Consider the following 23,346-nt stretch of genomic DNA (forward strand, 5'->3'; position numbering starts at 1 on the left):
GTCGACAGGTATCTTTTACTTCATGGGACGCAAAGGTTCGGGATGCGGATGCATCACTGCCTTTTGTCGCTCCTCCTGGAGGAACTTCATGATGATGGGGGCGACGGCCTCGGCCCGGGTGATCAGGAACAGGTGGCCATCATCGATGATGTGCAGCTGGGCGTTGGGAATTCGCCAGGCCAGCATGCGCATGTTGATCAAGGGGATCAGTGGGTCGTCATCACCGGCCAGTACCAGGGTCGGCTGGTGGATCTTGTGCAGCCAGTGAATGCTGGTCCAGCCCAGGCCGGCGAACAGCTGCCAGTAGTAGCCCAGCTTGCCGGCCGAGCGCACCTTGGCTGCATGTTCGGCGGCCAGGTTCGGGTCGCGGCGGAAGGAGCCACCATAGATCAGCGGGGCGATGCGCATTACGTGGGAGGGCTGCACGTAGCGTCGCGGGCTGGCCATCATCCACAGCACTTTGGGCTTGCCGGGGACCATGAAAGCGCCGGCCGCGGTGGCTGCCAGCACCAGCTTCTTGCAGCGCTCCGGGTAGTCGTAGGCGAATTGTTGGGCCAGGGCGCCGCCCCATGACACGCCCACCGCGTTGACCTGGCCATAGTCCAGATAGTCGAGCATGCGTGCGGTCAGCTTGGCCAGGCCCGGGAACCGATAAGGCCGGCTCGGGGTCGAGGAGCCGCCAACCCCCGGGACGTCGAAGGCAATGACCTCCAGGTCCGGGTCCAGGGCCTGGACGAAGGGGAACACCAGCTCCAGGTTGGCGCCGATACCGTTGAAGATCAGCAGTGGCGTCAAGTGAGGCTTGCCGGGGCGTACCGCAGTGCGGATGGTCTGGCCGTCCAGATCAACGGTACGGAAGATGAAAGAGTGTGGCATGCCGTAGCCCTGTGAAGTGAACCATTGGAGGCGCCTTCCCGGGCGTCCTCCGGATTTCCTGAGGCCAGGCCTCGTACCAAGAATAGGGCTTGGCGGCACCTCCTGGCGCCGCGTCGTTTAATGCCTGGGCTCAACGCTCGTGGACGTATGTCCCCGGTGCGGCCTCGGCGGCTGGGTATTTCTTGTTGCCCAGAACACTGGGTGCCGGTTTCAGTTCGCCCGAGCGCTCCGCTTGCCAGGCTTGCCAATGCAACCACCAGGAGTCGGTGTGCTTGACCGAGTTTTCCTGCCACTGATCGGGACAGGCAGGGATATCGCTGCTGGTCATGTAGCGCGCTTTCGGGTTGCCTGGCGGATTGAGGATGCTCTGGATATGACCGCTACTGGACAGCACGAACTCCACATTGCCGCCGAACAGTTGTGCCGACTTGTAGCAGGACTTCCACGGGGTGATGTGATCGTTGGTGCCGGCCAGGGAGAAAATATCGGCCGTGACCTGCTTCAGGTCGATCGGCGTTCCGCACACTTCCAGTGCATTGGGGCGGATCAGCGGATTGTTCTTGAACATCTCGATCAGATCACCGTGGAACGCGGCAGGCAGACGGGTGGTGTCGTTGTTCCAGAACAGGATGTCGAACACCGGTGGCTCATTGCCCAGCAGGTAGTTGTTGACCCAGTAGTTCCAGATCAGATCGTTGGGGCGCATCCAGGCGAACACTTTGGCCATGTCGCGGCCTTCAAGGACGCCGGCCTGATAGGAGTGGCGCTTGGCCGCTTCCAGGGTCTGCTCGTCGACGAACAGTGCAACCTGGGTATCCAGGGTGGTATCGAGCACGCTGACCAGCAGGGTCAGGGCATTGACCTTCTTCTCGCCCAGCGCTGCATAGTGGCCTAGCAGAGCGGTGCAGGTGATGCCGCCGGAGCAGGCACCGAGCATGTTCACGTCCTTGCTGCCGGTGATTGCGGTCACTACGTCGACCGCTTCCTTGAGGGCTTCGATGTAGGTGGACAGGCCCCATTCGCGCTGAGCCTTGGTCGGGTTGCGCCAGCTGACGATGAAGGTCTGCACATTGTTGCGCAGGCAGAACCGCGCCAGGCTCTTGTCCGGGCTGAGGTCGAAGACATAGAACTTGTTGATCTGCGGTGGCACCACCAGCAGCGGTCGCTGATGCACTTGCTCGGTGATCGGCCGGTACTGAATCAGTTCCAGTACGTCGTTGCGAAACACTACAGCACCTTCGCTGGTGCCGAGGTTCTTGCCGACTTCGAAGGCGTCCATGTTGACCTGGCTGGGCATGCCGCCGTTGTGCACCAGGTCCTTGGCCAGGTGGGACAGGCCGTCCAGCAGGCTCTTGCCGCCGGTTTCGAAGAAGCGCTTGACTGCAGCAGGGTTGGCCGCGCTGTTGGTCGGGGCCATGGCTTCGGTCATCAGGTTGATCACGAAGTGGCCCCGGCTGATGTCCTGTTCCGACAGGCTGCTGTCGTCGATCCAGTCGTGGAGCTCCTTGCGCCACGCCAGATAGGTTTGCAGGTAGCGTCTGTACAGCGGGTTCTGGCTCCAGGCCGGATCGTTGAAACGACGGTCGTCGCTCTCCGGTTGCAGGGTCGATTTGCCGAACATCACGTTCTTCAGTTCGAGGCCGAAATGAGCAACGTGCTTGACACTGTGGATGGGTTGTTTGATGGCCTGGGCAAGCACCATTCGAGCAGAGGTAAGCAGATCCTTTCTACGCAAGCCGATGACCGGATTGAGCCCCAGGGTGTTTTCCGAGGCTTGGCGTTTCAGGTCATCGTTATTCTTGTTACTCATCTACGACGCTCCATTGTCCTGAGACGAGTACCGGACCTGCTGTGCAGTCACACAGCACGATGCCAGGTACTACTGCTCGGGTGACCGTTAATTGCGCACCGCTGCCTTACAGGCTCGCAAAACTCTGCAGGGAACTTGCCAGCTCCATTGGTTACCCGAGTTTAATTTTTTTCGCAAGCAGGCCATTCATTGGCCATACAGCGCAGCATTCAAACAGATGGAATTAGAAAATGCCCTCTAAACAGTCGGAGGCTTGAGCTAGAGCATCAGCTTGATTACGGACTCATTCGGATCGCGGGACTTTCCGGCGGCTTTGAGCTCGGCCAGATAATCGTTCCACAGATCGTCCTGGCGCAGCGCCAGCTGGTACAGGTAGTCCCAGGTGAACAATCCGCTGTCATGGCCATCATCGAAGGTCAATTTCAGTGCGTACTGACCAGCCGGTTCAACCTTGCTCAGGCCAACGCCAAGTTTGCCGAACTGGAGGATGGGTTTGCCGTGGCCCTGGACCTCGGCGGAGGGGGAGTGCACCCGCAGGAATTCCGCGGGGAGCTGATAGACCTCGTCTGGCCCATAGGTCAGGGTCAGGGTTTTCGAGGCTTTATGCAGGTTGATGCCGGTGGGGAGTTTGCTCATGACCTGTAGTCCTTCCGTTAGGAGCCGGCTTGCCGGCGATCGGGGGGTGGCCCTATCGCTGGCAAGCCGGCTCCTACGTGGGTAGTGAAGGCTTACAGGATATAACGGGACAGGTCTTCGTTCTGCGCCAATTCGCCCAGGTGACTGTTGACGTAGGCGGCATCGATGCGGATCGGCTCTTCGTTATGGGCGCTGGCCAGATCACCGGCGCTGAACGATACCTCTTCCAGCAGGCGCTCCAGCAGAGTGTGCAGGCGACGGGCACCGATGTTCTCGGTCTTCTCGTTGACCTGCCAGGCAATCTCCGCCAGGCGCTTGATGCCGTCGGGCAGGAACTCGATACTCAGGCCTTCGGTCTTCAGCAGCTCACGGTACTGCTCGGTCAGCGAAGCATGGGGCTCGCTGAGGATGCGCTCGAAGTCTTCCGGTGACAGTGCCTTGAGTTCCACACGGATCGGCAGGCGGCCTTGCAGCTCGGGCACCAGATCGCTGGGCTTGCTCAGGTGGAAGGCGCCGGAGGCAATGAACAGGATGTGGTCGGTCTTGACCATGCCCAGCTTGGTGTTGACGGTGCAGCCCTCGATCAGAGGCAGCAGGTCGCGTTGTACGCCTTCGCGGGACACGTCGACGCCGCCGGAGTTGCCACGCTTGGCCACCTTGTCGATCTCGTCGATGAACACGATGCCATGCTGCTCGACGGCCTCCAGGGCCTTGGCTTTGAGTTCCTCATCGTTGACCAGGCGGCTGGCTTCTTCGTCGCGCACCAGTTTCAGCGCTTCCTTGACCTTGAGCTTGCGGCTCTTGCGCTTGCCCTTGCCCATGTTGGCAAACAGGCTTTGCAGCTGGTTGGTCATCTCTTCCATGCCCGGTGGCGCAGAGATGTCGACACCGCTGACTTCCGCCACTTCGATCTCGATTTCCTTGTCGTCCAGTTGGCCTTCGCGCAGGCGCTTGCGGAACAGCTGGCGGGTGTTGGAGTCCTGGGCCGGAGCCTCATCGCCGCTGAAACCCGTGCGCGCCGGTGGCAGCAGGGCGTCGAGGATGCGTTCTTCGGCGGCGTCTTCGGCGCGGTGGCGAACCCGGACCATTTCCTGTTCGCGGAACATCTTGATTGCCGCATCGGCCAGGTCACGAATGATCGATTCAACGTCGCGGCCGACATAGCCGACCTCGGTGAATTTGGTGGCCTCGACCTTGATAAAGGGGGCATTGGCCAGCTTGGCCAGGCGTCGGGCGATTTCGGTCTTGCCGACACCGGTCGGGCCGATCATCAGGATGTTCTTGGGGGTCACTTCAACGCGCAGCTCGGCCGGCAGCTGCATGCGGCGCCAACGGTTACGCAGAGCGATAGCGACGGCGCGCTTGGCATCGTCCTGGCCGATGATATGGCGATTGAGTTCGTGGACGATTTCGCGGGGTGTCATGGACATAGTAATTGGCGGTCCTCAAGCAAGAATGAATGCCGTGGCGCGAGCGCCGCAACAGGCTTATTCCGCGAGATCCTGCTCCTCGATGGTTTGAGTGTGGTTGGTGAATACACAGATGTCGCCGGCGATACCCAGGGCGGTCTCGACGATTTCCCGGGCCGACAGGTCGGTCTTCTTCAGCAAGGCGCTGGCAGCCGCCTGGGCGTAGGCGCCACCGGAACCCATGGCGATCAGGCCGTCTTCGGGCTCAACCACGTCGCCGTTGCCGGTGATGATCAAGGAAGCGTCCTTGTTGGCGACGGCCAGCATGGCTTCCAGGCGGCTGAGGGAGCGGTCGGTGCGCCATTCTTTGGCCAGTTCGACAGCGGCTCGCACCAAGTGACCCTGATGTTTCTCCAGCTGGCCTTCGAAGCGTTCGAACAGGGTGAAGGCGTCAGCGGTGGCCCCGGCAAAACCGGCGATCACCTGGCCGTGGTACAGGCGACGGACTTTTTTCGCGTTGCCTTTCATCACGGTGTTGCCGAGAGAAACCTGGCCGTCGCCGCCCATGACGACTTTGCCGTGGCGGCGGACTGAAACGATGGTGGTCAAGGGGAAGTCTCCACACAGCGGGGCGAAAGTGCCCTGATGGAAACTCATATGGGGGTGGCTGAGCGTTTTTCAACTGGAGGCTGTAGCGGGGGATCGGCGGTCATTGTTGCAAGCTGCAAGCGCTTCGCGGGCAAGCCCGCTCCTACGGGGCGTTGTGTAGGAGCGGGTCGGGCCGCGATCAATCGCGCAGCGGTCGGTTCAGCGACTCTGGCGCTGTTGTAACAGCAGGTTGCTGAAACCGGCACCGGCCAGTTGTTTCTGGGCCACGGTGAGCTGTTCCCGATTGCTGAACGGCCCCACCAATACCCGGTACCAGGTTTCGTCCTTCACCGTGCCGGACTCAACCGAAACCGACTGGCCCAGCAGAATGATCTGCGCGCGCACCTTGTCGGCGTCGGCTTCCTTGCGGAACGAACCGGCCTGGAGGAAGAACTTGGTCACCGGCGCTGCCTTGGCTACAGGTGGAGCCGGTGGCGGAGTGATCCCGGCCAGGGCCGCCTGGGCCCGTGCGGTGTCGATCTTCGCCGCTTCCGCCGGGGTTACCGGGGTGGTCGGCACCGGCGGCACCTGCGGTGTCGGCAGGGTTTTCTCCGGCACGGCTTCGGGCGGCACTATGACTTCCGATTCCGGCAGCAGGGTGTAGAAGTCGTACTTGGGCTTCACCGGTTGCTGCGGGCTCGGCGGGGTCTTGTTGGCCTCGGCGATCTTGCTGGCTTTCTGCTGTTCGATCTTCTCGCGCTTGACGCTGTCGCCGCCCTTGCCCGGTTCGAGCTTCATCAGGAACACGATGAAGGCGCCGATGGTCAGGCCGATGGCCAGCCACAACCAGCCCGGGATCGGCTTCTTGGCCGGGGCCTGGTAACGGCTGGCGCCACGCTTGGGTGCAGGTTTTTTCTTGGCAGCCAACTTACATTTGCTCCAGGACTTTGAGGCCCAGCAGTTCCAGACCTTGCTTGAGGGTGCGGCGGGTCAGCTCGGTGAGGCGCAGGCGGCTGAGCATCTGCGCCGGGGTTTCGGCCGCCAGGATCGGGCAGTTCTCGTAGAAGCTGGAGAACAGCCCGGCCACGTCGTACAGGTAGGTGCAGAGGATGTGCGGGGTGCCCTTGTCGGCAACGTTGTTGAGAATTTCGCCGAACTGCGCCAGCTTGGCCGCCAGCTCCAGTTCCTGGGCTGCGTGCAGCTCGATCTGGCCCCCCACTTCACTGAAGTCCTTGCCCAGTTTGCGGAATACACCGGCGGCGCGGGTGTAGGCATACAGGAGGTAAGGGGCGGTGTTGCCTTCGAAGTTGAGCATCAGGTCGAAGTTGAAGCTGTAGTCGCTGGTGCGGTGCTTGGACAGGTCGGCGTATTTCACCGAGTCGATGCCCACCACTTTGGCGATGCTGCGCAGGTCGGTTTCCGGTAGTTGCGGGTTCTTCTCTTTCACCAGGACGTAGGCGCGTTCTTCGGCTTCGGTCAGCAGGTCGATGAGCTTCACGGTGCCGCCGTCGCGGGTTTTGAACGGACGGCCATCGGCGCCGTTCATGGTGCCGAAGCCCATGTGCTCCATCTCCATCGGATGGGTCACGAAACCGGCCTTGCGGGCCACGGCGAACACCTGCTGGAAGTGCAGGGCCTGGCGCTGGTCGACGAAGTACAGGGCGCGATCGGCCTTGAGCTTGCCGCTGCGGTAGCGCACGGCCGCCAGGTCGGTGGTGGCGTAGAGGTAGCCGCCGTCGGCCTTGACGATGATCACCGGCAGCGGCTCGCCTTCGGCGTTCTTGAACTCGTCGAGGAACACGCACTGGGCGCCGCTGCTCTCCACCAGCATGCCCTTGGCCTTGAGGTCGTTGACCACGTTGATCAGGTCGTCGTTGTAGGCGCTTTCGCCCATGACGTCGGCCATGGTCAGCTTGACGTTCAGCAGCTCATAGATCTTCTGGCAGTGGGACAGGGAGATGTCCTTGAACTTGGTCCACAGTTCCAGACAGTCCGGATCGCCGGCTTGCAGCTTGACCACCAGGCTGCGGGCACGATCGGCGAAGGCTTCGGATTCGTCGAAGCGCTGCTTGGCGGCACGATAGAAGTTCTCCAGGTCCGACAGCTCGTCGCTGGTAATCGGGTTTTCTTCCAGGTACGCCATCAGCATGCCGAACTGGGTGCCCCAGTCGCCGACGTGGTTCTGGCGGATCACGGTGTCGCCAAGGAACTCCAGGACCCGGGCCACGCCGTCGCCGATGATGGTGGAGCGCAGATGGCCGACGTGCATCTCTTTGGCCAGGTTTGGCGCCGACATGTCGACCACGGTGCGTTGTGCCGGGCCGGCCTTGCGCACGCCCAGGTGCTCGTCGCCAAGGGCGGCGTCCAGGCGCGCAGCCAGGGCCTGGGTGTTCTGGAAGAAGTTGATGAAGCCCGGGCCGGCGATTTCCGCCTTGCTCAGGTCTTCATGGGCCGGCAATGCGGCAATGATTTTTTCCGCCAGGTCACGCGGCTTCATGCCGGCGGGCTTGGCCAGCATCATGGCGATGTTGCTGGCGAAGTCGCCGTGGGTCTTGTCGCGGGTATTTTCGACCTGGATCGCCGGCGACAGGCCTTCTGGCAACACACCTTCGGTGACGAGTTGGGTGATGGCTTGCTGGATGAGCTGGCGAATGGTGTCTTTCATGGTCTTCTCTTTCGACCGCTGGCGCGGCGGCGCATCGGTGCGCAGGTGGAAAAACTGGGCATTATCCGTTGCTGAAGCGGGCTTGCCAACTATAGAGGGCTGCTGGGGGATCGGTGGTGGCTATTCGGTCCTGTTCACGGACGAGCCCGCTCCTGCGGGTTTGATGTTGCCTATTGTAGGAGCGGGCTTGCCCGCGAAAACACTGTATCGATCAATACAAATCCACCGGGTCCACATCCAGCGACCAGCGCACCTGGCGCCCGCTGGGCATCTGCTCCAGCACCAGCAGCCAACTGCTGAGCAGTCGGTGCAGCGGTGCCCGGGCGTTGGCTTGCAGCAGTAGTTGCGCACGGTAACGTCCGGCGCGCCGTTCCATCGGAGCCGGCACCGGGCCCAATAGTTCGATGCCTCCCAGGTTCTGTTCCGCCAGCAAGCGCTCGGCCTCGCTGCAGGCTTCGTCGAGAAAACCTTCGGCCTGGCCCGGCTTGTGGGCTTCGGCACGCAGCAGCGCCAGGTGGGCAAAGGGTGGCAGGCCAGCTGCACGGCGTTCGCTCAGAGCCTGCTCGGCAAAGGCGAAGTAGCCCTGCTCGGTCAATTGCACCAGCAGTGGGTGGTCGGCCAGGTGCGTCTGAATGATCACCTTGCCCGGTTCCTCGGCTCGTCCTGCGCGCCCGGCCACCTGGACGATCAGTTGTGCCATGCGCTCGCTGGCGCGGAAGTCGCCTGAGAACAGGCCGCCGTCGGCATCGAGGATCGATACCAGGGTGACCCGGGGAAAGTGGTGGCCCTTGGCGAGCATCTGGGTGCCGACCAGGATGCACGGATGACCTTTCTGGATGGTGGCGAACAGTTGGTTCATCGCATCCTTGCGCGAGGTACTGTCGCGATCCACCCGTAATACCGGGTAGTCGGGGAACAGTATTCCCAGGCGTTCCTCCGCCCGCTCGGTGCCGGCGCCCACGGGGCGCAGGTCGACCTTGCCGCATTGCGGACAGTGTCGGGGCACCCGCTCCACATGGCCGCAATGGTGGCAGCGCAATTCGCCGGAGCGCTGGTGTACGGTCATCCGGGCATCGCAGCGCTGACATTCGGACATCCAGCCGCAGTCGTGGCAGAGCAGGGTCGGGGCAAAGCCCCGGCGGTTGAGAAACACCAGCACTTGCTGCCCGGCGGCCAGGGTCTGGCCGATGGCTTGTTGCATGGGACCAGAAATACCGCTGTCAAGGGGGCGACTCTTCACATCCAGGCGCAGGAAGCGTGGTTGTTTGGCGCCACCGGCCCGCTCGTTCAGGCGTAGCAGTCCATAGCGGCCGGTGTAGGCGTTGTGCAGGCTTTCCAGGGATGGCGTGGCCGAGCCCAGGACAATCGGGATGTTTTCCTGGCGGGCACGCACCAGCGCCAGGTCCCGGGCGTGGTAGCGCAGGCCTTCCTGCTGTTTATAGGAGCCATCGTGCTCCTCGTCGATGATGATCAGCCCGGGGTTCTTCATCGGGGTGAACAGGGCCGAGCGGGTGCCGATGATGATATCGGCCTCGCCATCCCGGGCCGCGAGCCAGGCGTCCAGGCGTTCCCGATCATTGACCGCCGAGTGCAGCAGGGCGATGCGTGCGTTGAAGCGCTGTTCGAAGCGCGCCAGGGTTTGCGGCCCCAGGTTGATCTCCGGGATCAGCACCAGCGCCTGCTTGCCGGCTTCCAGGGTCTCGCGGATCAGTTGCAGGTAGACCTCGGTCTTGCCGCTGCCGGTGACGCCGGCCAGGAGAAAGGCGTGATAGCTGTCGAACCCGGCGCGGATGGCTTCATAGGCGGCACGCTGCTCGCTGTTGAGCGGCAGCTCCGGCTGGGCCAGCCAGTGCTCATGGCGCACGCCCGGAGCGTGCTTGCGCACTTGCACCTGCACCAGGTCCTTGGCCAGAAGCAGATCCAGGCTGTCCTTGCTCAGCATCAGCTTGCTCAGCAACGCATGGGGCACGCCATGGGGATGCTGGGCCAGGGTTGCCAGGGCTTCTCGCTGGCGCGGGGCGCGGGCGATGCGCGGGTCATCGAGGCGGGCGCCGGGGGCAATCGACCAGAAGCGCTCCTGGCGGGCTTCGGCCAGTTCTCCCTGGCGCAGCAGCACCGGCAGCGCCCAGCTCAGGGTGTCGCCCAGGCTGTGTTGATAATACTGGGCGGTCCACAGGCACAGCTTGAACAGGGCGGGTGGCAGTGGCGGGGTGGGGTCCAGCAAGGCCAGCGCCGGCTTGAGTTTCTCGGCCGGGACTTCGCTGTGATCGGCCACTTCCACCAGAATGCCGATCATTTCCCGACGGCCGAAGGGCACCCGCAGGCGCATGCCCGGATGCAACTGGGCACGCAGCACGCCGGCGGGTGCACGGTAGTCGAACAAGCGGCGCAGGGGCGAAGGCAGGGCGAGGCGCAGGATGGCGTCGGGCACGCGGGAAAATCTCGTTGAGCGGACAGTAAATAAGCCCCGGAGCCTAACAGAGGCGCTCTGGAGTGTCCTGCACAAGCGTGCACGGCTCCGGTCCCTGCGACCTTTGAGTCGCACCGGGACGGCCGTCGTCGTTCACGGAACGGCAATCCGGGGGCTGTCAAGGTTGTATGGGTTTTTTCTGATGGAGTGCAGTCAGGATCTCTTGCGCGATTGACGGGGTCTGGTAGAATTCGCGCCCTAATTCGTGCGGTATTCAACAATAGTGTTGGGTGGCGGCACGCTAGCCTGAGGAATACACCATGAAAGCCGATATCCATCCAGTATACGAAGCCATTACCGCTACTTGCAGCTGCGGTAACGTCATCGAAACTCGCTCCACCCTGGCCAAGCCTCTGAGCCTGGACGTGTGCAACGAGTGCCACCCGTTCTACACCGGTAAGCAAAAGACTCTGGACGTTGGCGGTCGTGTCGACAAGTTCAAATCGCGCTTCGGTGCTTTCGGCGCAACGAAAAAGGCCTGAGGCTGATCGTTCTGGAAAGCCGTTACCGACTTTCCTCGCTGATGAAAAAGGCGTCCCTAGTGGGCGCCTTTTTTGTGTCTGCGATTTGGCTGACCGCCGCCCAGGCGTTTTGCCCGGCGCCGAAGGGGCTTATTCCTGCAACAGTGCAGCGGGTGGTGGATGGCGACACCCTGCGTCTCAAGGATGGCCGCAGCGTACGCATGATCGGTCTCAATGCGCCGGAACTGGCCGGCAAGGGGAGGTCCGCGGAGCCTTTCGCGGTGGCGGCGCGGCAACGCTTGCAGCAATTGGTGGCGCAAAGTGGTGGTCAGGTCGGTTTGTTGCCTGGGCGTGAGCGGCGTGATCGCTATGGCCGGACCCTGGCTCATGTCTATGGCGTCAGTGGTATCAATTTTGAGGCTCGGCTGATCGCTGAAGGGCTGGCCTACCAGATAGCACTGGCGCCGAACGTCGCCCTGGTGGCTTGTCAGCAGGCCGCTGAAAAACATGCGCGCCGAGCCGGGCTGGGGCTCTGGCGGCGTTCACCTGTACTGAAAGCGGAGCAGATCCGTGGTTCGGGTTTTGCCGTGCTCGAGGGGCGTGTGAGCAAGGTGCAGCGCAATCGCGGGGGTGTTTGGATCACATTGCGGGGCGCAGTTGTATTGCGTATTGCACCCAATGTCCTGAAGCACTTTGATCGTCGTTGGCTAAAGGGGCTTTCGGGGCGGCGAATCGAGGCTCGCGGCTGGGTGGTGGATCGCTCGCATCGAGACAGTTTCAGATCGGGCGGGGAGCGCTGGATGTTGTCAGTGACCGACGCTTCCATGGTCAGACTTCTCTGATAAAGAAAAATTGTAGACATTTTTTAATTAGATTGTGAACAGTTGAAAGCCTTGTACACCGTGGCTCTTGGCCCAAAGTCGTACGCTACAGGCCTTGACAGGGGTGACTGGGCAGTCTTGTAGGGACTATGCGACACGCGTATCCTCGGCGGTCCGTCTGTCCAACAGTAAAAAGCGGAATGCCCACATGTCTGATTTGAAAACTGCCGCTCTCGAATATCATGCCAATCCTCGTCCAGGAAAGCTGAGTGTCGAGCTCACCAAGGCCACTGCTACCGCTCGTGATCTGGCGCTGGCCTACAGCCCCGGCGTAGCCGAACCGGTACGCGAAATCGCTCGCGATCCGGAACTGGCCTACAAGTACACCGGCAAAGGCAACCTGGTTGCCGTCATTTCCGATGGCACCGCGATTCTCGGCCTGGGTAACCTCGGCCCACTGGCGTCCAAGCCGGTGATGGAAGGCAAGGGCGTACTGTTCAAGCGTTTCGCCGGCATCGATGTATTCGACATCGAAGTCGACTCCGAAAGCCCGCAAGCCTTCATCGACACCGTCAAGCGCATCTCCATCACCTTCGGTGGCATCAACCTGGAAGACATCAAGGCCCCAGAGTGCTTTGAGATCGAACGCGCTCTGATCGAGCAGTGCGACATTCCGGTCTTCCACGATGACCAGCACGGCACCGCGATCGTTACCGCAGCCGGCATGATCAACGCCCTGGAAATCGCTGGCAAAACCCTGTCCGACGCCAAGATCGTCTGCCTGGGTGCCGGTGCTGCCGCCATCTCCTGCATGAAACTGCTGGTGAGCATGGGCGCGCAGATCGAGAACATCTTCATGGTTGACCGCACCGGTGTGATCCACTCCGGCCGTGACGACCTGAACCAGTACAAGGCAGTGTTTGCCCACGCTACCGACAAGCGCACCCTGGCCGACGCTCTGCAAGGCGCCGACGTGTTCGTGGGTCTGTCCGGTCCGAACCTGCTGAGCGCTGAAGGCCTGAAGTCCATGGCGCCGAACCCGATCGTGTTCGCCTGCTCGAACCCTGATCCGGAAATCGCTCCAGAGCTGGCTCACGCCACCCGTGACGACGTGATCATGGCCACTGGCCGTTCGGACTACCCGAACCAGGTGAACAACGTTCTGGGCTTCCCGTTCATCTTCCGTGGTGCCCTGGACGTTCGCGCCAAGCGCATCAACGAAGAAATGAAGATCGCTGCGGCCAACGCCCTGCGTGAATTGGCCAAGCTGCCAGTACCTCAGGAAGTGTGCGACGCCTACGGTGGCATCAAGCTGGAGTTCGGTCGTGAGTACATCATTCCGAAGCCAATGGATGCCCGCCTGATCACCGTGATCTCCGATGCCGTGGCCAAGGCTGCCATCGAGACCGGCGTTGCGACCCTGCCGTATCCGAAGAACTACCCGCTCAAAAGCGTGAATGATGTGTTCAACGGCTAAGCGGTTGTAGCGTCATGCAAAAAGCCCCGGCTCGCGAGAGCCGGGGCTTTTTTGTGGGTGCCTTGCACCCTGTCATGGCCTTGCCGTAGGAGCGGGCTCCCCCGCGAAGAGGCCGGTGAAGGTACAACCTCCATCGACCTTTTCGGCGGCAGGCCGGCTCCTGCTGGCCTAGAACAGATCGATCGGTGCCGCCTCATCCGCCGGCAGCGGGCTGCCCGGAGCGACACCATTGCCCAGCTCGTTGACCGAGGGCGGAGTGTCTTCGCTCTTGAACAGTTCGAAGTAGGCATTCGGCGTGCCCGGGGTGGCCGCGCGGCCGCTGACCGGGTCGACCCGCAGGCTGAGGATGCCTTCCGGCTCCGCTTGGGTGTGCGCCGGCTTGCCCTTGAGGGCGGCACCCATGAAGTTCATCCAGATCGGCAGGGCCACGGTACCGCCGTATTCGCGGCGTCCCAGGCTTTCCGGCTGGTCGAAGCCGGTCCACACGGTGGTCACGTAATCGGCGTTGTAGCCGGAGAACCAGGCGTCCTTGGATTCGTTGGTGGTACCGGTCTTGCCGGCCAGGTCCGTGCGGCCCAGGGCCAGGGCCCGGCGTCCGGTGCCCAGCTTGATCACGTCCTGGAGCATGCTGTTGAGGATGTAGGTAGTGCGCCCGTCAATGATCCGCTCGGCAACCGCCGGGGTCTGTACCGGGGCCTGGATCGGGTTTTCGCCCGCCACGGTATTGACCGTGAAATTGTGCTCCGGCGCCGCAATGCCGCTGCTGGTCGTATCCCCGGTGGGGACGCTGGGCGGGTTGGCGCTGAACAGCATCTCGCCGTTGCGGCTTTCGATCTTGTCGATGATGTACGGAGTGATCTTGTAGCCGCCGTTGGCAAAGGTGCTCCAGCCGGTGGCGATCTCCATGGGCGTCAGGGTCGCGGTGCCCAGTGCCAGGGACAGGTTGCGCGGCAGGTCCTGCTTGTTGAAGCCGAACTTGCTGATGTAGTCGATGGTGTGGTCCACGCCCATGCTCTGCAGCAGGCGGATCGATACCAGGTTGCGCGACTTGTACAGCGCTTCGCGCATGCGGATCGGGCCGAGGAAGGTGTTGGTGTCGTTCTTCGGGCGCCAGACCTTGTCCAGGTACTCGTCGACGAACACGATCGGGGCGTCATTGACCAGGCTGGCCGCGGTGTAGCCATTGTCCAGGGCTGCGCTATAGACGAACGGCTTGAAGCTCGAGCCGGGCTGGCGCTTGGCCTGCATCGCGCGGTTGTAGTTGCTCTGCTCGAAGGCAAAGCCCCCCACCAGCGCCCGGATCGCGCCGTTTTGCGGGTCCAGGGTCACCAGGGCGCCCTGGGCGACCGGGATCTGGCTGAACTTCAGCGAATTGTCCGTCTGACGCTGTACGCGAATCAGATCGCCGACCTGGGCCACGTCCGCCGGCTGGCGAGGGACGGCGCCCATGCTGTTGGTGTTGAGGAACGGCCGGGCCCATTTCATGGTGTCCCAGGCCACGTGCTCCTCGCCGTTGCGAGTCAGCACTTGCACGCCGTTCTTCTCGACCTGGGTGACGATCGCCGGCTCCAGGCCGCTGATGGTCCGCTGCTTGGTCAGCTCGGTGGCCCAGGCCGCCTGGGTCTTGCCTGGCAGGCGGGACTCCGGCCCACGATAGCCGTGGCGCTGGTCGTAGGTCATCAAGCCTTCATGGACCGCGGTATTGGCCATTTCCTGCAGGTCGCTGGGCACTGTGGTGGTGACCCGGAAACCTTCGGTATAAGCGTCGCTGCCATAGCGGCCGACCATTTCGGCGCGAGCCATCTCGGCGATGTACGGCGCGTTCACTTCCGGTGTCGGCACGTGATAGCTGGCGTTCAGCGGCTCGTTGATGGCTTCGGTGTACGCCGCTTCGGTGATCTTGCCGAGCTTGTACATGCGCCCCAGGATCCAGTCGCGGCGCTCCTTGCTACGCGCCGGGTTGGCCAGGGGGTTGAAGCGCGAAGGGGCCTTGGGCAGGCCGGCGATCATCGCCATCTGCGCCAGGCTCACGTCGCGAATGGACTTGCCGTAATACACCTGGGCCGCAGCCTCGATGCCGTAGGCGCGGTTGCCCAGGTAGATCTTGTTGACGTACAGCTCGAGGATCTCGTCCTTGGTCAGTTGCCGTTCGATCTGCAGGGCCAGGAGGATTTCGGTGGTCTTGCGCGAAAAGCTGCGCTCGCTGCTGAGGAAGAAGTTCTTCGCCACCTGCATGGTGATGGTGCTGCCGCCGGACTGGATGTGTCCGCTCTTGACCAATTGGGTCGCTGCACGCATCAGGCTGCTGGGGTCAACTCCGTAATGGTTAGCGAAGTTGTCGTCTTCAGCACTTAGTAACGCATTGATGAAGTTGGGCGGGATTTCGGCGAAACGTATAGGGGTACGGCGCATTTCGCCAAATTCTGCGATCAACTTGCCGTCGCTGCTGTACACCCGCAGAGGAATCTGCAACTGGATACTTCTCAGGGCCTCAACCGAAGGAAGGCCGGGACTAAGATAGAGAAACGCACCGGAGAGGGCGAGAAGCAGCCCGCAGAACACAGCGACGATGGACCACCCGAAAAACTTCAGCAGACGAATCAAGGCTTTTGGATTTCCAGAGAAAGGAATGAATTAGGCGTCAGGGCATTCAAGGTAATCAGGGACCGACCCACGCAGCAGGAAAAGCGGAAAAAAACGCTGGGCATTATAAGCATTTTCCGCCGAGAGCGTCATTTGCCCGTCTGTCAAGGCGTGGTGGCTGAGCGCAATTGAGCTTAGGAAGTTCGTAAGTTACGGATAGTCATAGGGAAATGATTATGCTTGGACTCTTCAGCAAAAAGTCGGGTTCCTTACTGGGGGTCGACATCAGTGCGACATCGGTCACGCTTTTGGCCCTGAGTCACCAGGGGCGCAGCTATCGGGTCGAGGCCTATGCCAGGGAAGACCTGGCCCCGGATCAGTACGGTGCCGATCCCGAGGCGCTGGCCAGGGTGTTGTCCCGGGCCTGGCTCAAGAGCGGCAGTCGTCTTAGGGATGCGGCGGTGGCAGTGGCTGGCGAGGCAGTGATCAGCAAGCTGATCGAGATGCCGGCCGGGCTCTGCGACGATGAGCTGGAACATCAGCTCAAGCTGGAGGCGGCCCAGTACATTCCTTATCCACTGGAGGACGTGGCCACCGATTTCGAGGTCCTGGGCGCCGTGCCCGGCAATCCTCAGCGGGTTCAGGTGTTGCTGGTGGCCTGCCGCTACGAGGATGTCGAATCCCTTGAAGTGCCAATGACCCTGGCTGGTTTGACGCCAAGGGTGGTGGATACCGCGCCCCTGGCCCTGCAGCGTTGCCTGTCGATGCTGACTGGATCGATACCGTGTGCATCGCCCTTGGTCGTGGCGCTGCTGGACATAGGTGCGGACATGACCGTGTTCTACGTGATGCACGGCCAGCGAATCATCTATAGCCGGGAGCAGTTGTTTGGCAGTCGGCAGTTGACCCAGGCGCTGGAGCGCCGCTATGCGCTGACCCTGGATCAGACCTTGCTGGCCGAGCGCCTGGGCCGTTTGCCCCAAGGTTGCGCCGAGGAAGTGCTGCGACCGTTTGAGCAAGAGTTGTTGCAGCAGGCGCAGCGTTCCTTGCAGCTGTTTGCCGAATCGCCGCAACAACAACCTGTTGAGCGGTTGCTGCTGGCCGGTGACGGCAGCCGCTTGACTGGTCTGGAGGAGCGGATGGCGGAGCAAGTGAGAATCGCCACGGCCATCGCCGATCCGTTCGTGAGCATGTCCATTGCCCCCCGGGTGGATGCCCTGGCGCTTGCCGACCAGGCGCCGAACCTGCTGCGTGCCTGTGGTCTGGCCCTGCGAGGGTTCGACTGATGAACGCTATCAACCTTCTTCCCTGGCGGGAGACCGCACGAGCGTTGCGCCGCCGACGTTTCCTCCAGGCGCTGGCGGCAATGCTGGTGCTGGGCCTGGGGCTTGTGCTCCTGGCCGATGCCTGCATCGATTGGCTGATCGGTCGGCAACAGGCTCGCAACCAGTATCTGAGGCAGGCGACGACTGGCCTGGATAGCCAGATCGCCAGCATTCACCAGCTCAAGGCCCAGCGTCAGCAACTGGTGGAACGCATGGGGATCATTGAGGGGCTGCAAGGCAATCGTTCGGCCAGTGTGCGGGTTTTTCAGCAGTTGGTCCGTAGCCTGCCCGATGGCTTGTACTTCACCGAGGTGGCCCTGGAGGGGCGGAACCTGAGCATTGGTGGGGTCGCGGAGTCCAATAACCGAGTGTCCGAGCTGATGCGCCATCTGCAGTCCGCCGAGGGATTTGCCGCTCCCAGTCTGACCGAGGTGAAAAATGTTGTGGCGGCGGATCAACGGCTGGGCAATCAGTTTCGGCTCAGCGTCGAGCGGGTGCCTCTGCTGTCGGAAGAGGCGCAGCGATGAGCCTGGGGCATTGGTTGGCGCAGTTGCGTGGTACCGATCTGCAGGAGCTGGAACTGAGCAACCTCGGTTCCTGGCCGGGGCCGTTCAAGGCGCTGCTGGTGGCCTTGCTCCTGCTGCTGATCCTGGTGGCCGGCTACAGCCTTTACCTGAACCCGCATCTGGAGACGCTGGGGCAGCAGCGTCGGGAGGAGCATCGATTCAAGCTGCAGTTCGCCGAAAAAGCTGGAAAGGTCGCCAATCTTCAGCGCTACCGTGAGCAACTTGGGGTCATGCAGGACAGCTTCTCTCTGTTGTTGCGTCAGTTGCCCGGCGATAACGAGGTTCCGGGGCTGCTGGAAGACATCAGTCGCGTGGGGCAGGGCAGCGGCCTGGCATTCGAGGAGATCAGGCTGCAACCGGAGGTGGTCCGGGAGTTCTATATCGAGCTGCCGATTCAGATCGCGGTTACCGGTGCCTATCACGACCTGGCGACTTTCGTCAGTGGCGTCGCCGGCCTGCCAAGAATCGTCACCTTGCATGATTTTCATATCAGTCCCGTGGACAGGGGCAAACCCACACGATTGCGCATGAGCATCGAGGCGCGGACCTACAGGTACGACAGTCGGGAGCCGCACTCATGAGCGGCTTGCGTTGCTGGGTGTGGGTGTCCGGTTGTTTCTGTGTGGCGCTGCTGGGTTGCGACGGTGCCGCTGACTTTGCTGACCTGGATACCTATATGAATGAGGTGCGCCTGCAATCACCAGGGGCGATTGATCCTGCTCCGGTCATACGCTCCTACCCCTCGGTCACTTACAGCGCCAGTGCGCTGCGCAGTCCGTTTCAGCCGCCACAAAGAGTCGACCTGATCACCGACCGGCAGAGCGCCAGTGCTGTCCGGCCCAATCCGCAGCGGGTCCGGCAACGTCTTGAGGGCTTCGAGATCGAGCAGTTGCAAATGGTCGGGAGCCTCTTCCATGTCTCCGGCCGCTTTGCCCTGCTGCGCAGCGCCGTTGGTGTCTTTCCCTTGCAAGTCGGTGATTACCTGGGGCGAAGCGAGGGGCGGATAGTGGCCATCAGCGAGTCGCGGGTGGATGTGGTGGAAATTGTTGCCGATGGAGCGGGGGGCTGGCAGGAGCAACTGCGGACACTGTCTCTGAAACAACACTCTCAAGTGGAGTCTGCAAAATGAACAGGACTGTTTCAGCTCTCGGTGTGGCGCTATGGATAGTGCTGCTGGCATCACTGGTTGGCACCACCGAGTTCAAGGCCTTCGCTTCTCAAGAGCGCAATCGATTTCCAGGCAGCCCTACGGTCGCGCCGGTCATCACTGGTGTTTCAGGCAAAGGCGCGCATGGGCCGCCAGGTGAAAAGCTTTCGCTGAATTTCCAGGACATCGAGGTGCGCGCAGTGCTGCAACTGATCGCCGATTTCACCGGGCTCAACCTGGTGGCCAGTGACACCGTGCAAGGCAGCATGACCTTGCGCTTGCAGAATGTGCCCTGGGATCAGGCTCTGGACCTGGTGCTCAAGACCAAGGGGCTGGATAAACGCAAGATCGGCAACGTCTTGCTGGTGGCTCCGGCGGATGAGATCGCGGCCCGGGAGCGCCAGGAGCTGGAGTCGCAGACGCAGTTGGAAAACCTGGCGCCCCTGCGCCGGGACCTGCTGCAGGTCAATTACGCCAGGGCTGCGGATCTCGCCAGGCTGTTCCAGTCAGTGACCGGTACCGAGGAGAAGGCTGGTGAGCGTGGCTCCATCACCGTGGATGAACGCACCAACACCATCATTGCCTACCAGACCCAGGAGCGCCTCGATGAGTTGCGGCGCATTGTCATTCAGTTGGACGTTCCGGTGCGTCAGGTGATGATCGAGGCACGAATCGTCGAGGCCAACGTCGACTATGACAAGAGCCTGGGAGTGCGTTGGGGCGGCTCGGTGCAAAACAGGGGCAACTGGAATGCCTCCGGGGTGCAGAGCGGCGCCAAGGGGTCGTCGACCATAGGTACTCCGGGCAGCAGTGGCAGCAATTCGCCCTTCGTCGATCTTGGAGTCGCGGCCAATACCTCGGGCATCGGCGTTGCCTACATCACGGACAGCGTGTTGCTGGACCTGGAACTGACCGCCATGGAGAAGACCGGCAATGGCGAGATCGTGTCCCAGCCCAAGGTAGTCACCTCCGACAAGGAAACCGCGAGAATTCTCAAGGGCACCGAGATTCCCTATCAGGAAGCCAGTTCCAGTGGCGCCACTTCGGTGTCCTTCAAGGAGGCCTCGCTGTCCCTTGAGGTCACGCCGCAGATCACTCCGGACAACCGCATCATCATGGACGTCAAGGTCACCAAGGATGAGCCGGACTACTTGAACAAGGTCCAGGATGTGCCGCCGATCAAGAAGAACGAGGTCAATGCCAAGGTCCTGGTCACAGATGGCGAGACCATCGTCATCGGTGGGGTTTTCTCCAATACTCAAAGCAAGGTTGTAGATAAAGTGCCATTTCTTGGCGATGTGCCGTATCTTGGCCGACTTTTCCGGCGTGACGTGGTGTCGGAGAAAAAATCCGAGCTGCTGGTATTTCTCACTCCGCGTATCATGAACAACCAGGCGATTGCTGTGAGTCGTTGATTCTGTGCGAAATTTGATTCTTGTTGGGCCGATGGGGGCTGGAAAAAGCACCATAGGCCGCTTACTGGCCAAAGAGCTGCGCCTGCCATTCAAAGATTCCGATAAGGAAATTGAACTGCGTACAGGCGCGAATATTCCGTGGATCTTCGATAAAGAAGGCGAGCCGGGCTTTCGCGACCGCGAGCAGGCGATGATCGCCGAGCTCTGTGGCACCGACGGCGTGGTCCTGGCCACCGGCGGTGGAGCGGTGATGCGCGAAGCCAATCGTCGGGCGCTGCATGCCGGTGGACGAGTGGTCTACCTGCACGCTTCGGTTGAACAGCAGGTAGGGCGCACCGCCCGGGACCGCAATCGTCCCTTGCTGCGCACCGCCGATCCGGCCAAGACCCTGCGCGACCTGTTGGAAATCCGTGACCCGCTTTATCGGGAAATCGCCGATCTGGTGGTGGAAACCGATGAGCGGCCGCCACGAATGGTGGTGCTGGACATCCTCGAGCGCCTACAGCAGCTCCCACCCCGTTAATGCGCCGAGCGAAATGCGCTATTCTCGGCGTCGCGCCATGACCGCCAAGGTGTGGCGCAGAGCTATCGGGCAGCGTCAGAAGACCAGACGAGGCCCATCGTCAATACAAGGCACAACGCCTGCTTCCATCTTCACTGTGGGGACACATGCAGACACTTAAGGTCGATCTAGGCGAGCGCAGCTACCCGATTCACATTGGTGAAGGACTGTTGGACCGGCCCGAGCTGCTGGTGCCCCATATCGCCGGGCGGCAAGTGGCGATCATTTCCAATGAGACTGTTGCGCCGCTGTACCTTGAGCGCCTGACCCGCAGCCTGGCGCAGTTCTCGGTGATTTCGGTGGTCCTGCCCGATGGCGAGGCCTACAAGAACTGGGAAACCCTGCAGTTGATCTTCGATGGCCTGCTCACTGCGCGCCACGATCGACGCACTACCATCATCGCCCTCGGGGGCGGCGTGATCGGTGATATGGCCGGTTTTGCCGCTGCCTGCTACCAGCGGGGCGTGGATTTCATCCAGATTCCTACCACCCTGCTGTCCCAGGTGGACTCCTCGGTGGGTGGCAAGACCGGCATCAACCACCCCCTGGGCAAGAACATGGTGGGCGCCTTCTATCAGCCGAACGTAGTGCTGATCGATACCACCAGCCTCAATACCCTGCCCAGCCGTGAACTGTCGGCGGGCCTGGCGGAGGTGATCAAGTACGGCCTGATCTGCGATGAGCCGTTTCTCACTTGGTTGGAAGAGAATGTCGATCGCCTGCGGGCCCTGGACCAGCAGGCGCTGACCTATGCCATCGAACGCTCCTGCGCGGCCAAGGCTGCGGTGGTCGGTGCCGACGAGCGTGAATCGGGGGTGCGTGCCACCCTCAACCTGGGCCATACCTTCGGCCATGCCATCGAGACTCATATGGGCTACGGTGTCTGGCTGCATGGTGAAGCGGTGGCTGCTGGCACCGTGATGGCCCTGGAAATGTCCGCGCGCCTGGGCTGGATCACCAGCCAGGAGCGTGACCGCGGTATTCGCCTGTTCCAGCGCGCGGGCTTGCCGGTCATCCCGCCTGAAGAGATGACCGAAGCGGACTTCCTCGAACATATGGCAATTGACAAAAAAGTGATCGACGGTCGTTTGCGTCTGGTGCTGTTGCGCCGCATGGGCGAAGCCGTAGTGACCGACGATTATCCGAAAGAGGTTTTACAGGCCACGCTGGGAGCGGATTACCGCGCCCTGGCTCAGCTTAAAGGTTAATAAGATCCCGATGACTAGTTTGCACGCCGACGAGGCTTTCCTCGGCCATTACCAGTTGAGCCATGATCCTTTCGCTCCCCGGGTCCCTGGCTTCAAATTCTTTCCTGCCCAACGCAAGCCCGTGCTGGGGCAGTTGCATCACCTGGCGCGTTACAGCCAGCTGCTGCTGGTGGTCACCGGCCCCCAGGGCAGTGGCAAGACGCTATTGCGTCAGGCGCTGGTTGCCAGTACCAACAAGCAATCGGTGCAAAGCGTGGTGGTTTCCGCCCGTGGCGCCGGCGATGCTGCCGGGGTGTTGCGCCAGGTAGCCCAGGCCTTGAATGTGGCTCAGGCCGAGATCGGCGCAATCCTCGCCCAGGTGGTGCAACTGGCCCTGACCGGCCAGGAAGTCTACCTGCTGGTGGATGATGCCGAGCAGCTTGACGAGTCTGCGCTTGAGGCCCTGCTGGCCCTGGCGGCGGGCGCTCCGGAGGGCCGCCCTCACGTGTTCCTGTTCGGCGAGTCGTCGTTGATTGCGGCCCTGGATCAGTTGAGCACCGAGGAAGAACGCTTCCACGTCATCGAGTTGCAGCCTTACGCCGAAGAGGAAACCCGTGAATATCTGGCCCTACGCCTCGAAGGCGCGGGTCAGGGCATCGAACTTTTCTCCGCAGATCAGATCAGTGATATTCACGAAAGCTCCGATGGCTGGCCGGGCAACATCAACCAGGTCGCCAGGGATGCAATGATCGAAGCCATGATCGCCAGCCGCTCCGCGGTCAAGCGTCCAAGTATGGGGTTCAACATGCCGAAGAAACACGTATTGGCCATTTCCGCTGTAGTGGTTGTGGCCGTGGCTGCAGCCTGGTTGATGCCGGGTCGCAGTAAGGCGCCAACTACCGGGGCTCCGGCCAGCGAGCAAGCGCAACTGCCACTGGGGCAGACGCCGACACCGAATGCCAATGGCAGTCCATCGGTGGAATTTGCCGGTTCGTCTCAGCCGATGCCGCTGCCGTTGGTCGGCCAGTCGCAACCGGTCATGCGCGGTCCTCTGGCTGAAGCCGCAGGCGGTATCACCGAGGGTGACGATGGGGTTCCTGTGGAAGGCTCCAGCGCCGTTCCGCCAACTGTGACCACCACCGCACCACCGGCTGGTGCAGTGGCCGGCCCTGCACCGACTCCGGCGGCACGTCCGACTCCGGCTCCGACCCAGGTCGCCACCGCCAAGCCGACGCCTGCGCCCAAGCCGGTAGAGAAACCGGTCGCTGCCAAGCCTGCTCCGGCCGCCAAACCGGCAGAAAAGCCGGTTACTGTAGCCAAGGCTGCCGGGGGCAGCTGGGACGCCGGG

General features: G+C 61.9%; 18 protein-coding genes and 2 pseudogenes. 11 read left to right on the top strand and 9 right to left on the bottom strand.

Features of this window, described 5'->3' with window-relative positions; translation table 11 throughout:
• Nucleotides 1–15: 15 nt before the first annotated feature.
• The 8 genes from phaZ to BLX41_RS12095 form a co-directional block, all read right to left on the bottom strand.
• The gene (gene phaZ, locus BLX41_RS12060) at nt 16–876 is read right to left on the bottom strand and encodes a poly(3-hydroxyalkanoate) depolymerase (protein ID WP_123725056.1); all 861 of its coding nucleotides are present in this window, start codon (nt 874–876) and stop codon (nt 16–18) included.
• A gap of 130 nt (nt 877–1,006) precedes the next feature.
• Nucleotides 1,007–2,686, bottom strand: coding sequence for a class II poly(R)-hydroxyalkanoic acid synthase (phaC, locus tag BLX41_RS12065; RefSeq protein WP_123725057.1), 1,680 nt, complete (start codon nt 2,684–2,686; stop codon nt 1,007–1,009).
• 258 nt (nt 2,687–2,944) lie between these two features.
• Nucleotides 2,945–3,322: a gamma-butyrobetaine hydroxylase family protein gene (locus BLX41_RS12070; protein ID WP_123725058.1), complete on the bottom strand. Its 378-nt coding sequence runs from the start codon at nt 3,320–3,322 to the stop codon at nt 2,945–2,947.
• 92 nt (nt 3,323–3,414) lie between these two features.
• Entirely contained in the window at nt 3,415–4,752 is a 1,338-nt protein-coding gene (gene hslU / locus BLX41_RS12075) for an ATP-dependent protease ATPase subunit HslU (protein ID WP_123725059.1), read from the bottom strand.
• 57 nt (nt 4,753–4,809) lie between these two features.
• On the bottom strand, nt 4,810–5,340 hold the full coding sequence (hslV, locus tag BLX41_RS12080) for an ATP-dependent protease subunit HslV (protein ID WP_003186641.1): 531 nt from the start codon (nt 5,338–5,340) through the stop codon (nt 4,810–4,812).
• Nucleotides 5,341–5,538: 198 nt separating this feature from the next.
• On the bottom strand, nt 5,539–6,246 hold the full coding sequence (locus BLX41_RS12085) for an SPOR domain-containing protein (RefSeq protein WP_123725060.1): 708 nt from the start codon (nt 6,244–6,246) through the stop codon (nt 5,539–5,541).
• Between the two features lies 1 nt (nt 6,247).
• The gene (gene argS, locus BLX41_RS12090; RefSeq protein ID WP_123725061.1) at nt 6,248–7,984 is read right to left on the bottom strand and encodes an arginine--tRNA ligase; all 1,737 of its coding nucleotides are present in this window, start codon (nt 7,982–7,984) and stop codon (nt 6,248–6,250) included.
• Between the two features lie 211 nt (nt 7,985–8,195).
• On the bottom strand, nt 8,196–10,415 hold the full coding sequence (locus tag BLX41_RS12095; RefSeq protein ID WP_123725062.1) for a primosomal protein N': 2,220 nt from the start codon (nt 10,413–10,415) through the stop codon (nt 8,196–8,198).
• A gap of 299 nt (nt 10,416–10,714) precedes the next feature.
• On the opposite strand from BLX41_RS12095, the gene rpmE reads away from it, so the two are divergent.
• The 3 genes from rpmE to BLX41_RS12110 all read left to right on the top strand — a co-directional run bounded on the left by rpmE (nt 10,715) and on the right by BLX41_RS12110 (nt 13,213).
• On the top strand, nt 10,715–10,936 hold the full coding sequence (rpmE, locus tag BLX41_RS12100) for a 50S ribosomal protein L31 (RefSeq protein WP_011058815.1): 222 nt from the start codon (nt 10,715–10,717) through the stop codon (nt 10,934–10,936).
• Between the two features lie 41 nt (nt 10,937–10,977).
• Nucleotides 10,978–11,757, top strand: coding sequence for a thermonuclease family protein (locus BLX41_RS12105; protein ID WP_123725063.1), 780 nt, complete (start codon nt 10,978–10,980; stop codon nt 11,755–11,757).
• A 187-nt stretch (nt 11,758–11,944) separates the two neighbouring features.
• Nucleotides 11,945–13,213, top strand: coding sequence for a malic enzyme-like NAD(P)-binding protein (locus BLX41_RS12110; RefSeq protein WP_123725064.1), 1,269 nt, complete (start codon nt 11,945–11,947; stop codon nt 13,211–13,213).
• A 168-nt stretch (nt 13,214–13,381) separates the two neighbouring features.
• Here the strand turns inward: BLX41_RS12110 and BLX41_RS12115 are convergent, their stop codons facing one another.
• A complete protein-coding gene (locus tag BLX41_RS12115; protein WP_185073515.1) occupies nt 13,382–15,814 on the bottom strand; it encodes a penicillin-binding protein 1A in 2,433 nt (810 codons plus the stop codon).
• 218 nt (nt 15,815–16,032) lie between these two features.
• Here BLX41_RS12115 and pilM point away from each other — a divergent pair, with 218 nt between their 5' ends.
• The 8 genes and pseudogenes from pilM to BLX41_RS12155 all read left to right on the top strand — a co-directional run.
• Entirely contained in the window at nt 16,033–17,082 is a 1,050-nt protein-coding gene (gene pilM / locus BLX41_RS12120; RefSeq protein WP_123725066.1) for a type IV pilus assembly protein PilM, read from the top strand.
• Nucleotides 17,082–17,648: a PilN domain-containing protein gene (locus BLX41_RS12125; protein WP_123725067.1), complete on the top strand. Its 567-nt coding sequence runs from the start codon at nt 17,082–17,084 to the stop codon at nt 17,646–17,648. The genes pilM and BLX41_RS12125 overlap by 1 nt, the downstream gene beginning before the upstream one ends.
• On the top strand, nt 17,645–18,268 hold the full coding sequence (locus BLX41_RS12130; RefSeq protein ID WP_123725068.1) for a type IV pilus inner membrane component PilO: 624 nt from the start codon (nt 17,645–17,647) through the stop codon (nt 18,266–18,268). Before BLX41_RS12125 ends, BLX41_RS12130 begins: the two co-directional genes overlap by 4 nt.
• On the top strand, nt 18,265–18,816 hold the full coding sequence (locus BLX41_RS12135; RefSeq protein ID WP_123725069.1) for a pilus assembly protein PilP: 552 nt from the start codon (nt 18,265–18,267) through the stop codon (nt 18,814–18,816). The genes BLX41_RS12130 and BLX41_RS12135 overlap by 4 nt, the downstream gene beginning before the upstream one ends.
• 173 nt (nt 18,817–18,989) lie before the next feature.
• Nucleotides 18,990–20,249, top strand: a pseudogene (locus tag BLX41_RS12140) (type IV pilus secretin PilQ); the annotation flags it as partial.
• A gap of 4 nt (nt 20,250–20,253) precedes the next feature.
• Nucleotides 20,254–20,772, top strand: coding sequence for a shikimate kinase AroK (gene aroK, locus BLX41_RS12145; protein ID WP_011058824.1), 519 nt, complete (start codon nt 20,254–20,256; stop codon nt 20,770–20,772).
• 146 nt (nt 20,773–20,918) lie between these two features.
• Nucleotides 20,919–22,019, top strand: a complete 1,101-nt coding sequence (gene aroB / locus BLX41_RS12150) for a 3-dehydroquinate synthase (protein WP_123725071.1) — start codon at nt 20,919–20,921, stop codon at nt 22,017–22,019.
• A gap of 10 nt (nt 22,020–22,029) precedes the next feature.
• Nucleotides 22,030–23,346, top strand: a pseudogene (locus BLX41_RS12155) (AAA family ATPase); the annotation flags it as partial.

The sequence above is a fragment of the Pseudomonas protegens genome, from assembly GCF_003732485.1.
GTDB classification, from domain to species: domain Bacteria; phylum Pseudomonadota; class Gammaproteobacteria; order Pseudomonadales; family Pseudomonadaceae; genus Aquipseudomonas; species Aquipseudomonas protegens_B.